The sequence below is a fragment of the Sphingomonas sp. SP5 genome, from assembly GCF_058313455.1.
Genome location: NZ_JBZFLF010000001.1, coordinates 333,967 through 346,527 on the forward strand (window position 1 = coordinate 333,967; position 12,561 = coordinate 346,527).

14 protein-coding genes and 1 tRNA gene are annotated in these 12,561 nt (G+C 67.4%); 8 read left to right on the plus strand and 7 right to left on the minus strand.

The features are described 5' to 3' along the window. Nucleotides 1-4: 4 nt before the first annotated feature. Nucleotides 5-427 carry a YybH family protein gene (locus tag AC4GY7_RS01530; RefSeq protein ID WP_491111645.1) on the minus strand — a complete coding sequence of 141 codons (423 nt, stop codon included), beginning with the start codon at nt 425-427 and terminating at the stop codon, nt 5-7. Further along, the gene (locus tag AC4GY7_RS01535) at nt 421-2,076 is read right to left on the minus strand and encodes an EAL domain-containing protein (RefSeq protein ID WP_491111646.1); all 1,656 of its coding nucleotides are present in this window, start codon (nt 2,074-2,076) and stop codon (nt 421-423) included. The genes AC4GY7_RS01530 and AC4GY7_RS01535 overlap by 7 nt, the downstream gene beginning before the upstream one ends. Before the next feature lie 108 nt (nt 2,077-2,184). On the opposite strand from AC4GY7_RS01535, the gene moaA reads away from it, so the two are divergent. From moaA to AC4GY7_RS01555, 4 genes are all read left to right on the plus strand, one after another. Continuing rightward, nucleotides 2,185-3,195, plus strand: coding sequence for a GTP 3',8-cyclase MoaA (gene moaA / locus AC4GY7_RS01540; protein ID WP_491111647.1), 1,011 nt, complete (start codon nt 2,185-2,187; stop codon nt 3,193-3,195). Next, nucleotides 3,192-3,971 carry an NAD kinase gene (locus AC4GY7_RS01545; RefSeq protein ID WP_491111648.1) on the plus strand — a complete coding sequence of 260 codons (780 nt, stop codon included), beginning with the start codon at nt 3,192-3,194 and terminating at the stop codon, nt 3,969-3,971. The genes moaA and AC4GY7_RS01545 overlap by 4 nt, the downstream gene beginning before the upstream one ends. 82 nt (nt 3,972-4,053) lie before the next feature. Next, nucleotides 4,054-4,128: transfer RNA gene (locus tag AC4GY7_RS01550), tRNA-Asn, on the plus strand. A 334-nt stretch (nt 4,129-4,462) separates the two neighbouring features. Then, entirely contained in the window at nt 4,463-4,687 is a 225-nt protein-coding gene (locus AC4GY7_RS01555) for a hypothetical protein (RefSeq protein WP_491111649.1), read from the plus strand. A 4-nt stretch (nt 4,688-4,691) separates the two neighbouring features. Here AC4GY7_RS01555 and AC4GY7_RS01560 read toward each other — a convergent pair whose 3' ends face one another. After that, nucleotides 4,692-4,817 carry a hypothetical protein gene (locus AC4GY7_RS01560; protein ID WP_491111650.1) on the minus strand — a complete coding sequence of 42 codons (126 nt, stop codon included), beginning with the start codon at nt 4,815-4,817 and terminating at the stop codon, nt 4,692-4,694. A 90-nt stretch (nt 4,818-4,907) separates the two neighbouring features. On the opposite strand from AC4GY7_RS01560, the gene AC4GY7_RS01565 reads away from it, so the two are divergent. Both AC4GY7_RS01565 and AC4GY7_RS01570 read left to right on the plus strand, forming a co-directional pair. Continuing rightward, the gene (locus tag AC4GY7_RS01565; protein WP_491111651.1) at nt 4,908-5,324 is read left to right on the plus strand and encodes a secondary thiamine-phosphate synthase enzyme YjbQ; all 417 of its coding nucleotides are present in this window, start codon (nt 4,908-4,910) and stop codon (nt 5,322-5,324) included. Between the two features lie 110 nt (nt 5,325-5,434). Further along, complete coding sequence (locus AC4GY7_RS01570) at nt 5,435-6,025, plus strand: CC0125/CC1285 family lipoprotein (RefSeq protein ID WP_491111652.1); 591 nt, start codon at nt 5,435-5,437, stop codon at nt 6,023-6,025. Between the two features lie 183 nt (nt 6,026-6,208). Here AC4GY7_RS01570 and secA read toward each other — a convergent pair whose 3' ends face one another. From secA to AC4GY7_RS01585, 3 genes are all read right to left on the minus strand, one after another. Next, complete coding sequence (secA, locus tag AC4GY7_RS01575) at nt 6,209-8,950, minus strand: preprotein translocase subunit SecA (RefSeq protein WP_491111653.1); 2,742 nt, start codon at nt 8,948-8,950, stop codon at nt 6,209-6,211. Between the two features lie 100 nt (nt 8,951-9,050). After that, nucleotides 9,051-9,308: a hypothetical protein gene (locus AC4GY7_RS01580; protein ID WP_491111654.1), complete on the minus strand. Its 258-nt coding sequence runs from the start codon at nt 9,306-9,308 to the stop codon at nt 9,051-9,053. Nucleotides 9,309-9,379: 71 nt separating this feature from the next. After that, complete coding sequence (locus AC4GY7_RS01585; protein WP_491111655.1) at nt 9,380-9,970, minus strand: energy transducer TonB; 591 nt, start codon at nt 9,968-9,970, stop codon at nt 9,380-9,382. Nucleotides 9,971-10,010: 40 nt separating this feature from the next. Here AC4GY7_RS01585 and argJ point away from each other — a divergent pair, with 40 nt between their 5' ends. Next, complete coding sequence (argJ, locus tag AC4GY7_RS01590; RefSeq protein WP_491111656.1) at nt 10,011-11,237, plus strand: bifunctional glutamate N-acetyltransferase/amino-acid acetyltransferase ArgJ; 1,227 nt, start codon at nt 10,011-10,013, stop codon at nt 11,235-11,237. A gap of 15 nt (nt 11,238-11,252) precedes the next feature. Further along, nucleotides 11,253-12,050, plus strand: coding sequence for an inositol monophosphatase family protein (locus tag AC4GY7_RS01595; RefSeq protein WP_491111657.1), 798 nt, complete (start codon nt 11,253-11,255; stop codon nt 12,048-12,050). Between the two features lie 160 nt (nt 12,051-12,210). Here the strand turns inward: AC4GY7_RS01595 and trxA are convergent, their stop codons facing one another. After that, entirely contained in the window at nt 12,211-12,534 is a 324-nt protein-coding gene (gene trxA / locus AC4GY7_RS01600) for a thioredoxin TrxA (RefSeq protein WP_491111658.1), read from the minus strand. Between the last annotated feature and the right edge of the window lie 27 nt (nt 12,535-12,561).

A 12,561-nucleotide genomic window follows, 5' to 3' on the forward strand; every position in this document is an offset into this window, starting at 1 on the left:
GGCATCAGCTGCTGTGGTCGGACACGATCTTCCAGCTGCCCTGCCGGCGCTCGAACAGCAGCGAGGTCATGCCGCTGTCCACCTTGCCGCCGGCATGGTCGAGCCGCCAACGCGCCCACAGCATCCGGTGCGTCGGATCGATGGCGCGCTGGCCGAGCATCCGGAACGACAGCCGCCCCCGCCTGGCGGCATCGCGGCCGTAGCTCTTGTCGTAGCGCGCGGCGATCGCCGCCTTGCCGCGCACCAGACCGTCTTTGGTCACGAACACGGCATCGTCGGCGTAGATGGCGAGGAAGCGGCGCATATCGCCCGCATTCCAGCCCGCCGCGCTGTCCGCCATCGCGGCGTCCACGGCAGCAACCGCCGCATCGCGCGGGGTCGGCGCCACGGCCAGGGTCGGCAGCAACAGCATCGGCAGGATCAGCATTTCTCACGCTCCAGCAAGGCGGCAAGCTCGCGATCGTCCAGCGGCTCGGCGAGCAGATAGCCCTGATAGAGCGCACAGCCCTCGCCCGCCAGCAGCAGGCGCTGCGCCTCCGTCTCGATCCCCTCGGCGATCACCGCCAGGCCGAGCGACCGCGCCAGCGTCATCACCGCACGCACCACGCCGCGATGCCGCGCCGCCCCCTCGATGCCGACCGCCAGCGCCTTGTCGAGCTTCAGGTAATCGAGCGGCAGTGCGGTGAGATAGGCGAGACTGGAATAGCCGGTGCCGAAATCGTCGAGCGCGACGCGCACGCCCGCCGCGCGCAGGGCGGCCAGCACCGCCGCAGCGGTATCGAGGTCGCGGATCGCTCCCGTCTCGGTGATCTCCACCGTCAGCCGATGGAACGGCACGCCGCTCGCCGCGACCCGATCGAGGAACAGCGCGGCGAAGCCCGGCCGGCCGAGATCGCCGGCGGTGAGGTTGAGCGACACGCGCAGGCCGCCGAGCCGCTCCGGCCAGGCGGCGATCCGCCGCAGCACCAGCGCCTGGATATGGTCGGACAGCGCCACCCCCAGATCGGCACGATCCGCCGCCGCGAACAGCGCGCCCGCGCCGAGCGGCCCCAGCCGGCCATGCCGCCAGCGGGCCAGCGCCTCGACCCCGACGATGCGTCCGTCGCCGATCGTCGCCTGCGGCTGGAAGAGCAGATCGATCTCGTCGCGCTCGATGGCATGATGCAAGTCGATCGCCAGCGCGTCCAGCGGCGCCGCGCCTTCGGGGCCGGCGACGCGGATCATCGCGCCGTCGCTCGCCTTGGCCGCGACCAGCGCCTCGCCCGCTCGCCGCAGCAGCCGCGGTGCATCGTCGTCCGGCCCGCTTTCCGCCATCCCCCAGCGGCTGCCGAGCACGGCCTGCCGGCCGTCCGCCACGAACGGCCGTGCGAGTGCCGCATCCAGCGCTGCGGCGAGTCGCGCCAGCGTCTCCGGTGCGGCCGCCGCCGCCACCACCAGCTCGCCGCCCGCCGATGCGCTCACCAGCCCGGCGCGGCCGAGCAGGGCGGCGGTGACCACCTCGACATGGGTGCGCGCCTCCGCGATCAGCGCGTCGCCGGCGGCTCGTCCGCGGGCGGCGTTGAGGATATCGAGCCGCGACAGCGCGATGATGAACACGCCGACATGCGCCCCCGCCCCCAGCCGCTCCGCCACCCAGGCGAGCACCGGCGCGGCATCCGCCCGCATGCCGAACCCCTGGCCGCGCCGCTCGCCCGTGCCACGTAGTGCGCCGCCTGCCGCGAACAGCAGCGCCTGCCGCAATTCCGCCGCGTCATCGCGATCAATGAGGAAATGCGTCGCGCCCGCCGCCCGCATCGTATCGAGCGGTGCGGCATCGTCGGTCAGCACCAGCAGCGCGCTGCCGGTCGCCGCCACCAGCCCGCCGAGCGCCTGCACCTCGCGTAGCCCCGAGGCGGCCGCATCGCGTGCATCGACCAGCAGCAATCCCGCGCCCGATGCCAGCGCGCGCGCGGCGACGTTGCTGCCGCCGGTATCGGTCACGATGCTCCACCCCTCACCGCGCAGTGCATCGGCCAGCGCCGCGCGACGATCGGCGGAGATCAGGAATATGGCCGGAAGGTCTGCGTCGATCCCCATCGCCATCTGCCTAGAATAGCGTCGGTTAACCGGCAATGGAGACGCTTCGCCGCCGCGCGCTGCGGGAACCGCCTTGTCCCCGCGTCGTTCAGCCCTTAGCTCCCTGTCATGACCAGCGCCCTTCCCCCTTCCGATCAGCCGCTGGTCGACCCGCTGGGTCGCGTCATCCGCTACCTTCGCATCTCGGTGACCGATCGCTGCGATCTGCGCTGCCGCTACTGCATGGCCGAGCAGATGACCTTCCTGCCGCGCGCCAAGCTGCTCAGCCTCGACGAGATCGCGATCATCGCCGAACGCTTCATCGCGCGCGGCGTCACCAAGATCCGGCTGTCGGGCGGCGAGCCGCTGGTGCGGCGCGACGTCGGCGACCTCGTCCGGCGGCTCGGGCGCCATGTCGGCGCCGGGCTGGACGAATTGACGCTCACCACCAATGCGACGCGGCTGGATCGCTATGCGTCCGATCTCGCCGCGGCCGGCATCCGGCGGATCAACGTCAGCCTCGACAGCCTCGATCCCGAACGCTTCCGCTACATCACCCGCCACGGCGACCTCGATCAGGTACAGCGCGGCATCGCCGCCGCGCGGGCGGCCGGGGTCGCGGTGAAGATCAACATGGTGGCACTCGCCGGCCTCAACGAGGACGAGATCCCGGCGATGCTGCAATGGTGCGTGGACGAGGGCCACGACCTGTCGCTGATCGAAACCATGCCGCTCGGCGCGATCGACGAGGATCGCACCGACCGGTTCGTGCCGCTCACCCGCGTCTTCGACCGGCTCGGCGAACGCTTCGCGCTGCACCGCGACACGCACCGTACCGGCGGACCGGCGCGCTATTGGCGGGTGGAGGGCACGGATACGCGGCTCGGCCTCATCTCTCCGCTCACCGCCAATTTCTGCGACGGCTGCAACCGCGTCCGCCTGACGACGGAGGGGCGCCTCTACATGTGCTTGGGGCATGAGGATCAGGTCGACCTGAAGGCGGCATTGCGCGACGGCGGGATCGCCGGTCTCGACGCGGCGATCGACCACGGCCTCGCCCGCAAGCCCGCGCGCCACGATTTCCGCATCGATGCCGCCGCACCGGCGGTGGCGCGGCACATGAGCGTCACCGGCGGATGAGCCAGTATGAGCGGCGGGCGCTGGTCGCCTCGCCCACTGCCCCCGCGCAAGCCGCCGCTGCCGAACTGGCCGATGCGGCGGACTGGGTCGATCCCGCCGAGGCGGACGTCATCATCGCGCTCGGCGGCGACGGCTTCATGCTGCAAACGCTCCATGGCCTGCTCGATCGTCGCCGGCCGGGCGTCCCGGTGTTCGGCATGAATCTCGGCACCGTCGGCTTCATGATGAACGAATGGCGTCGCCATGGCATCGCCGAACGGCTGGAGCGGGCGAAATCGTTCAAGGTCACGCCGCTGATCGCCACGGTGACCGGCGTCGACGGCCGGGTGCATCAGGCGCCGGCGATCAACGAAGTGTCGCTGCTGCGCGAAACCCGGCAGACCGCGAAACTGGAAGTGACGGTGAACGACCGCATCGTCCTGCCCGAACTCGCCTGCGACGGCATCCTGGTGGCGACGCCCGCCGGCTCCACCGCCTACAATCTGTCGGCGCAAGGGCCGATCCTGCCGCTGGGGTCGAACATGCTGGCGCTGACCCCGATCAGCCCGTTCCGCCCGCGCCGCTGGCGTGGTGCGATCCTGCCCGACAAGGCGCGCATCTCTGTCCGGGCGCTCGACGCCAACAAGCGGCCGGTGTCCGCCGTCGCCGATCAGCGTGAATTCCGCGATGTCGCCGAGGTGTCGGTCGGCATCGATCGCGCGCGAGAGCTTACCCTGCTGTTCGACCCCGAACATGCGCTCGACGACCGTATCACCATGGAGCAATTCCTCGGTTGAACGATCCCGGGGCGAAAAAGAGCGGAAACAGGCTTGCGTCCCGATTTTTGGCAGGTATAGACCCCCTCCACGACGCAGACGTTCCCTGATAGCTCAGCGGTAGAGCTCTCGACTGTTAATCGAGCGGCCGTAGGTTCGAATCCTACTCAGGGAGCCATTCTTCACCATTGTGAAAGACTTGCGTCAGGCCTGCGCGAATATGCTTGCGGCCTGCGGAACAAGCCGACATCATCCGAACCTGACGAGGAGCGAGCACGCTCCCGCTGGAGAGGTTGGCTATGATTTTCCTGGAAGTGGCGATCGGCGCGATGGCAGCGGCGTTACTGGCGGTCCCCGTGTTGATGGCGGTCACCGGCCGCAAGCCGCAGGCTGGCGAAGAACGTTCCGGCTGAACCCTGCCGGCACACGGCCGGCCGATCGGTGTTAACGCAAGGATGGGAATTGTGGCGTAAGAGGCGGTATCGCACCGTACATCTTACAGGACCCCGCTCGTGGACACCGCGTCCCAGACCATCACCGCCCAAACCGTCACCGCTCAGCTCGTCGCCTCGATCCACCAGCCGCTGCGCGCATCGTTGCGCGAGTGCCTGGATCGATGGCGCAGGCTCGATCCGCCGGCGCGGGCTTCGGCCTATCTGGTGCTGGAGGGTCCCGAACCGCGCCTGCGCCGGACGCTGAACGCCGCCGCGATCGAGGCGCTGGCGCACGGTCGCTGATCGCTCAATTGCCGAGTGCGAACCATGCCATGATCGCCAGCGCGATCAGCACGATCGCACCGATGAACAGCAGCATGCGCGGTATCGCCTGCCGCTGGGGTCCACGGTGGAATGCGTCGTCGTCGGCCATGTGCTCGTATCCTTCGTATCTGCATGCCCGGACTGAACGCGGGATCGCCCAGATAGTTGACGCCCCGAGATCAGGAAAAAGGGTGCGGCGATGCGACAGGCGACAGGACAGCTACAGATCGAGACGCGCCGACAGGGGCTGGTCGAGATCACCGACACGGTGAACCGCTGGGTTGCCGGCCAGGGCATGACCGAGGGACTGCTGACGCTGTTCTGCCGCCACACCTCGGCCTCGCTGGTGATCCAGGAGAATGCCGCACCTGCGGTGCGCCGCGACATGGAGGCCTATTTCAGTCGGCTGGCCCCCGAAAGCGATGCCTACGAGCATGACGACGAAGGCCCCGACGACATGCCGGCGCATCTGAAGGCGGCGCTGACCGGCGTGCATCTGTCGATCCCCGTCCTGTCCGGCGCGCCGGCGCTCGGCACATGGCAGGGCATCTACCTGTTCGAGCATCGCACCCGTCCGCATCGGCGCAGCATCGCGCTGCACCTCATCGGCGTGTGACGCGGTGAACCGTTGCCCTGTGGAGCCAAGTCGTTCATCGCTCGTTCCACTGTGGATGGGTACAAGCGGCAAGGTTCGCCGCATCCGCGTGCGAATGGAGAGAAGACGTCATGATGCATTTAGGCCGCAAGGCTGTGGTCGCGGCCCTCGCCGCCTCCACGCTCATGGTCGCGGGCTGCGCGACCGAGACAACCTATCGCCCTGCTACCGGACAGGGGTTCAACCGTACCGGTTATAGCGACCGCCAGGTCGAACCCGGCCGTTTCCTCGTCAGCTTCGCCGGCAACAGCGTGACCTCGCGCGACACCGTGGAGCGTTACCTTCTGTTCCGCGCCGCAGAGCTGACCCTGCAGAACGGCTATGACTATTTCCTGATGGCCAATCGCGATACCGATCTGCAATCGCGCACCTATTCCACCCCGGGCGTCGGCGGCGGCTGGGGCTATGGCGGCTTCGGCGGCTATTGGGGACCGTCGTGGCGCTATTACGGCCGCGGATTCGGCTGGCGCAGCTGGGACCCGTGGTTCGGTGGCGGCTTCGGCCCCTGGGGCAATGATTTCGATATCCGGACGATCGACCGCTACGAAGCGAATGCCGAGATCGTCATGCGCAAGGGTCCGATCCCCCGCGATAACCTGCGCGCGTTCAACGCCCGCGCGGTCGTCGACAGCATCGGCCCGACCGTGGTGTTGCCGAAGTAAGCATTCGCCATCGATCGAACGGTATGGGCCGGGTCACCGCAGGGTGGCCCGGCCTTTTTGCATCGGACGGCGACGGCACCGGCCTGACGCCATCAGGTTTCGATGTGACGGCGTGCCCTTTGCAGCACGTCCCGTCACACCGGCCTTTCCGCCGCTAGGTTGCCCGCCTCGCGAGGCGGAAAACTACGCCGTCACTGCGCCGTGGCAATGCTTGTACTTGCGTCCGGAACCGCACGGGCACGGCGCGTTGCGGTTGACGCGTCCCTCCCAATGCTCCGGATTCTCGCCCAGCGGCGCATCCGGCTGCACCATCTGCATCGGCGGCATTTGCGTGGTGATGCGGCCCATCGTGCCCGCGTCGATATCGGCTGAATTGTCCTCGCCCGTGAACGGATCGAAGTGCGTGGTGATGAAGTCGGGCAGTTCGGGCAGTTCGGGCGGCGCCTGGAATTGGAACTGGGCGTGCGCGATCGTCTTGGTCACGTCCTCGCGGATCGAATCGAGCATGCGCTGGAACAGCGAGAATGCTTCCTGCTTATATTCGTTGATCGGCGTCTTCTGCGCATAGGCGCGCAGGTGGACGACCTGGCGCAGCGCATCAAGCGTCGCCAGATGCTCCTTCCAGTGATGGTCCAGGTTCTGGAGCAGGATCGACTTTTCGACCTGCGTCCACGTCTCCGGGTCCAGCTCGGTCGCCTTGGCGGCGATCGCCGCGTCGGCGGCCTCGCGTACGCGCTCCTCGACGACCTCGGGATCGATCGCCTCCTCCTTCAGCCACTCATCGACCGGCACGTCGAGGTTGAGCACCTCGACCAGGCCCGTCTTCATGCCGTCGATATCCCATTGCTCAGGATAGCTGTTGGGCGGGCAGGCACTGCCGACGATGACGTTGACCGTCTCGGTGCGCATGTCGGCGACGACGTCGCCGACCGCATCGGCATCCATGATGTCCGCGCGCTGTTCGTAGATGACCTTGCGCTGGTCATTCATCACGTCATCATATTCGACGACCTGCTTGCGGATGTCGTAATTGCGTGCCTCGACCTTCTTCTGCGCGGTCTCGATCGCCTTCGACAGCCACTTGCTGCCGATCGCCTCGCCATCCTCGATGTTCGACCGCATCATCTTGGCGAACAACGTGTCGGGGCCGAAGATGCGCAGCAGGTCGTCGTCGAGGCTGAGATAGAAGCGCGACAGGCCGGGATCGCCCTGCCGGCCCGAACGGCCACGCAGCTGGTTGTCGATCCGGCGCGATTCGTGGCGCTCGGTGCCGAGCACGAACAGCCCGCCCGCGGCAAGCACCTCCTGCTTCTCGACCTCTATCTCGTCACGGATGCGCGCAGCCTCCGCCTCATATTCCGGCGTCCCTTCGACCAGGTCGGGATGCTCGTCGAGCATGCGGAATTCGAGGTTGCCGCCCAGTTTGATGTCGGTCCCGCGGCCAGCCATGTTGGTGGCGATCGTGACCGCCGCCTTGCGGCCCGCCTGCGCGACGATGTGCGCCTCCATCTCGTGATAGCGCGCGTTCAGCACCTTGTGCTCGACGCCCTCCTGCTGAAGGAATTCGCTCAGCAGTTCGGACTTTTCGATCGATACCGTGCCGACCAGCACCGGCTGGCCCTGGCTCGCATGCTCGCGGATCTTCCTGGCGATCGCGCGAAACTTGTCGTTGGTATCCTTGTAGAACTCATCCTCCTCATCGACGCGGCGGACGCCGACGTTGGTCGGGATGGTGACGACGTTCATCTTGTAGATGTCGTAGAATTCTGCCGCCTCAGTCGCCGCGGTGCCGGTCATCCCGGCGAGCTTGGGGTACATGCGAAAATAGTTCTGGAAGGTGATCGAAGCCATCGTCTGGTTCTCGGGCTCGATGTTGACGCCCTCCTTCGCCTCCACGGCCTGGTGCAGGCCGTCGGACCAGCGGCGCCCGTCCATCATGCGGCCGGTGAATTCGTCGATGATGACGACCTTGCCGTCCTTCACGATATAATCGGTGTCCGCCTTGAACATCATGTTCGCGCGCAGCGACTGGTTGACGTGGTGGACGACCTGCGTGTTCTCGAAATCGTAGAGGTTGGCGCCCTCCAGCAGGCCTGCCGCCTCCAGCATCCGCTCGATCCGCTCGGTGCCGGATTCGGTCAGGATGATCGACTTCTGCTTCTCGTCCTTCTCGTAATCATCCGCGGTCAGCTGTTTCACGATCGCATCGACGCTCATGTACAGTTCCGACTTGTCGTCGGTCGGGCCGGAGATGATGAGCGGCGTCCGCGCCTCGTCGATCAGCACCGAATCGACCTCGTCGACGATCGCCATCGCGAAGGCGCGCTGGACCATGCTGGTCCGCTCGTACTTCATGTTGTCGCGCAGGTAATCGAAGCCGAACTCGTTGTTCGTGCCGTAGGTGATGTCGCTGTTATACGCGGCGCGGCGCTGTTCGTCGGTCAGGTTCGGGATGATGACGCCCACGGTCAGGCCCAGGAAGCGATAGACCTGGCCCATCCATTCCGCGTCGCGTGCGGCGAGATAGTCGTTGACGGTGATGACGTGGACGCCGTCTCCCGGCAGCGCATTGAGGTAGGTGGCGAGCGTCGCCACCAGCGTCTTGCCCTCGCCGGTGCGCATCTCCGCGATCTCGCCGCGGTGGAGCACGATGCCGCCGATCATCTGCACGTCGAAATGCCGCATGCCGAGCACGCGCACCGCCGCCTCGCGCACGGTCGCAAACGCCTCGGGTAGCAGGTCGTCGAGCTTGGCACCGCCGGCCAGCGCTTCGCGGAACTTGACCGTCTGGGCGGACAGCTGCTCGTCGGACAGCGCCTGAAGCGTCGGCTCGAACGCCGCGATCTTGGCGATTATCGCGTTGAGGGACTTGACGTACCGGTCGTTGGACGAACCGAACAGGGACTTGGCGAGGCCGCCGAACATAAGCAGGTTTCCTGAAACAGACGCGCGCGCAACCGCGCTGCGCGGGACAATGACGATGAAAGTGGAGCCGACCGAAGCCGATGCAAGCGGCGGGAGCGCGCTATTCGCGTCGGCGGCTCGCGTAGAGAGGCGTTACGGCCATCACCATCGCGCGCAGCGGCACCGCGCCGAGGACGTTTGCGACGGCGAGCGTGGCTTGCGCCGGGCGTTGGGCGACCCGAACGGCACGGATCTGGGCCGCAGCGGCCGCCGCAGTCGCTCGTGCGCTGATCGCCTGCGCCGCGGCGGGCGCACGCGCCGCAGTGCCGACGCCGGTTAGCGCGGACAACAGCGCGGACAGGAGCAGCAGCAGGTTCACGGTACCGGCATAGGGCGCACGATCGCGGGCGTCCACTCCATGCGTCGCGACAAAGCGCCTCCGCCCCGCGATCAACCGGGGATTTTCCAGCTCACCCGCCGCGTGAAGATGCGGGGCGCCGCACCTTCCTCAATCGCGGGGTAGCGGCCGCGCCGGGTGATGGCGGCGCAGGCCGCGCGATCCAGGGTAACATGCCCGCTGCTGCTGGTCGCAAAACAATCGCTGACCCGGCCATCGGCGCCGACCACCCAGCTGATCGATACGGTGCCTTGGTCGCCGTTACGCAGCGCCTCCGCCGGATAGTCGTCTGGTCCGATCCAGTCTGCCGGGTCGCCGAGTGGCACGCGTGCGGAAGGCGATGTCGAATCGATTCGCCGTATTCGACTTTGCCGTACGGCTTCCGCTTGTTCTCCTGCCGCGATTTGCTTCGCCATCCGCTGTTCAGCGGCGCGGTGCGCCTCGCGCGTGTGGATCACGGCCTCGTAACCGCGCCGGGCCAGCACTGCCAGCAGCACTGCGGTGGCGACCAGCACGATGGTGAGGATGGTCAGCACGCCAGCCACCAACCCCTTGCCATTGCCGGCCAAACGCGAGGCATCTGGCGCAGGGGGTTTGTTCGCTGGCAGCACGGTGTGGCGCATGGCTCTGTCTTGCTTGATCATCCGTCTTTGCCCTGTCTTCGAACCAGCCTATGGCAGCGCCATGTCGTCGTCCATCTCCCCGCTCGCCACGCCCTTTCCCGCGCTGCCCGCCATCGGGGGCGTCACCGCCCATGTCGCCCGTGCACGCTACAAGACTTGGGACCGCTGCGATCTCACCTTCGTCACCTTGGCCGAGGGCACCAGCGTCGCCGGCGTCGTCACGCAGAGCAAATGCCCCTCGCCGGAGGTGGAGTGGTGCCGCAAGGCGCTCACCCTCGGCACCGCTCGTGCGCTGGTGGTGAATGCCGGCAACTCCAATGCCTTCACCGGCCATCGTGGCCGCGCCGCGGTGGAAGCGATCGCGGCGCGGACGGCAAAGCACATCGGCTGCCAGCCGTCGGATGTGTTCGTCGCCTCCACCGGGGTCATCGGCGTGCCGCTGCCGATCGACAAGGCGGAGGCGGGCCTCGACGCCGCCTTCACCGCCGCGCCTTGCGACTGGCGCGCCGCGGCCGAGACGATCGGCACCACCGACACCTATCCGAAGGGCGCGACGACCAGCGCGATCGTCGACGGCCGCACCGTGACCCTGGTCGGCATCATCAAGGGGTCAGGCATGATCGCGCCGGACATGGCGACGATGCTCGGCTTCGTCTTCACCGATGCGGCGGTGGAAGCGGGTTTCCTCCAGGCGGCGCTGAATGCCGCCAATCGCAACACCTTTTCGTGCATCACCGTCGATGGCGACACGTCGACCAGCGACACCGTGCTCGCCTTCGCCACCGGTGCGGCGGGCAATACGCCGCTAGCCGATGCGGACAGTGACGGCGCCGACGCCTTTGCCGCGGCGCTCGCCGATCTGTGCGCGCAGCTGGCGTTGCTCGTCGTGCGCGATGGCGAAGGCGCGACCAAGCTGATCGAGGTCGCGGTCACCGGTGCGGAGAGCGACCGGTCGGCCCATCGAATCGCCATGTCGATCGCCAATTCGCCGCTGGTCAAGACGGCGATCGCGGGAGAGGACGCCAATTGGGGCCGCGTCGTCATGGCGGTCGGCAAGGCGGGCGAACCCGCCGAGCGCGACCGCCTGTCGATCCGCTTCGGCGAAACCCAGGTCGCACGCGACGGGCTGGCGGTGGCGGGGTACGACGAAGCCCCCGTCGCCGCGCATCTCAAGGGGCAGGAGGTGGAGGTCGGCGTCGATCTAGGGCTGGGCGACGGCAGCGCCACCGTGTGGACCTGCGACCTGACGCATGGCTACATCTCGATCAACGCCGACTATCGTAGCTGAAGGGACGGAGCCGCCATGCACCACCGCCACCACGATGCCGTCGTCGCCCTGATGCACACGGTGGCGGCGGAGATCGTCATGCCACGATTCCGCAACCTCGCCACGGACGAGGTGGAGGAAAAGGCGACGGACGATCTGGTGACGGTCGCCGACCGGATGAGCGAGGCGGCGCTGACCGCCGGGCTCGCCGCGCTCGACCCAACGGTCCGCGTCATCGGCGAAGAAGCGGTGGCCGCGGACCCTTCGCTGGTCGACGGCATCGATCGCGGCGCGGTGTGGATCATCGACCCGATCGACGGCACGAACAATTATGCGAACGGCATCGCCACCTTCGGCATTATGATCGCACTGGTCGAAGATGGCGAGACGCAGGCGGGCTGGATCCTCGATCCGGTTACCGGGCGGCTCTGCCACGCCGTTGCGGGGGGCGGCGCGTGGATCGACGATACCCGCGTGGTCGCACGACCGGGCGATGCGGCCCGGCCATCGTCGGTGATCGCGACCTATCACCTGACCGAGGCGGAGAAGGCGGAGGTGATCCGCCGGGCGGAGACTGCCTTCACCGTCGCGCCGATGCCGCGCTGCGCGGCCGAGCAATATCCGCGGCTGGTGCTGGGCACCAACCAGATCGCCTTGTTCCAGAAGACGTTGCCCTGGGACCATGCGGCAGGATCGCTGTTCCTGCGCGAAGCGGGCGGCGTCGTGCGCCGTCCGGATGGTACCGACTATCGCGTCGGCGATCAGCGCCGCGGGATGATCGCGGCTGCCTCACCGGCGCTGTGGGATCGGTCGGCGGAGGTGCTGTTCGGTTGACGCCGCCCCGCCCCTCGACCTGACAAAAGGGCGGAGATCGCCCATGCATCAAGACGCAAGGGCGATCCATCCTCACCGTTCGCCCTGAGCCTGTCGAAGGGCCTGTTTCTCAGATGCTTTGACAGGCTCAGCACGAACGGGTCTATGAAGCCCGCGAGCTTTAGGAGAGCGCGCCCTCCAGCCAGGCCTTGATCCGGCCCTTGGGCTCGGCACCGACCTTGGTGGCGGCGGGAGCGCCGGCCTTGAACAGGATCATCGTCGGGATGCCGCGCACGCCATAGCGCCCCGGCGCATCGGGATTGTCGTCGATGTTGAGCTTGGCGATCGTCACCTTCTCGCCCAGTTCCTCGGACAGTTCCTCCAGGCTCGGCCCGATCATCTTGCACGGGCCGCACCATTCCGCCCAGAAATCGACGAGCACGGGGCCGTCCGCCTTCAGCACGTCGGCATCGAAGCTCGCATCGGTAATCGCCTTGGTCGCCATGGGTAATCTCCTTTGCTGTCCATCTAG

Coding starts and splice junctions, on each gene's coding strand:
- AC4GY7_RS01565 (WP_491111651.1), top strand. CDS start 4,908: ATGCGACAGGCGACAGGACAGCTACAGATCGAGACGCGCCGACAGGGG.
- AC4GY7_RS01570 (WP_491111652.1), top strand. CDS start 5,435: ATGATGCATTTAGGCCGCAAGGCTGTGGTCGCGGCCCTCGCCGCCTCC.
- AC4GY7_RS01545 (WP_491111648.1), top strand. CDS start 3,192: ATGAGCCAGTATGAGCGGCGGGCGCTGGTCGCCTCGCCCACTGCCCCC.
- AC4GY7_RS01585 (WP_491111655.1), bottom strand. CDS start 9,970: ATGATCAAGCAAGACAGAGCCATGCGCCACACCGTGCTGCCAGCGAAC.
- trxA (WP_491111658.1), bottom strand. CDS start 12,534: ATGGCGACCAAGGCGATTACCGATGCGAGCTTCGATGCCGACGTGCTG.
- moaA (WP_491111647.1), top strand. CDS start 2,185: ATGACCAGCGCCCTTCCCCCTTCCGATCAGCCGCTGGTCGACCCGCTG.
- AC4GY7_RS01560 (WP_491111650.1), bottom strand. CDS start 4,817: ATGGCCGACGACGACGCATTCCACCGTGGACCCCAGCGGCAGGCGATA.
- argJ (WP_491111656.1), top strand. CDS start 10,011: ATGTCGTCGTCCATCTCCCCGCTCGCCACGCCCTTTCCCGCGCTGCCC.
- secA (WP_491111653.1), bottom strand. CDS start 8,950: ATGTTCGGCGGCCTCGCCAAGTCCCTGTTCGGTTCGTCCAACGACCGG.
- AC4GY7_RS01530 (WP_491111645.1), bottom strand. CDS start 427: ATGCTGATCCTGCCGATGCTGTTGCTGCCGACCCTGGCCGTGGCGCCG.
- AC4GY7_RS01535 (WP_491111646.1), bottom strand. CDS start 2,076: ATGGGGATCGACGCAGACCTTCCGGCCATATTCCTGATCTCCGCCGAT.
- AC4GY7_RS01595 (WP_491111657.1), top strand. CDS start 11,253: ATGCACCACCGCCACCACGATGCCGTCGTCGCCCTGATGCACACGGTG.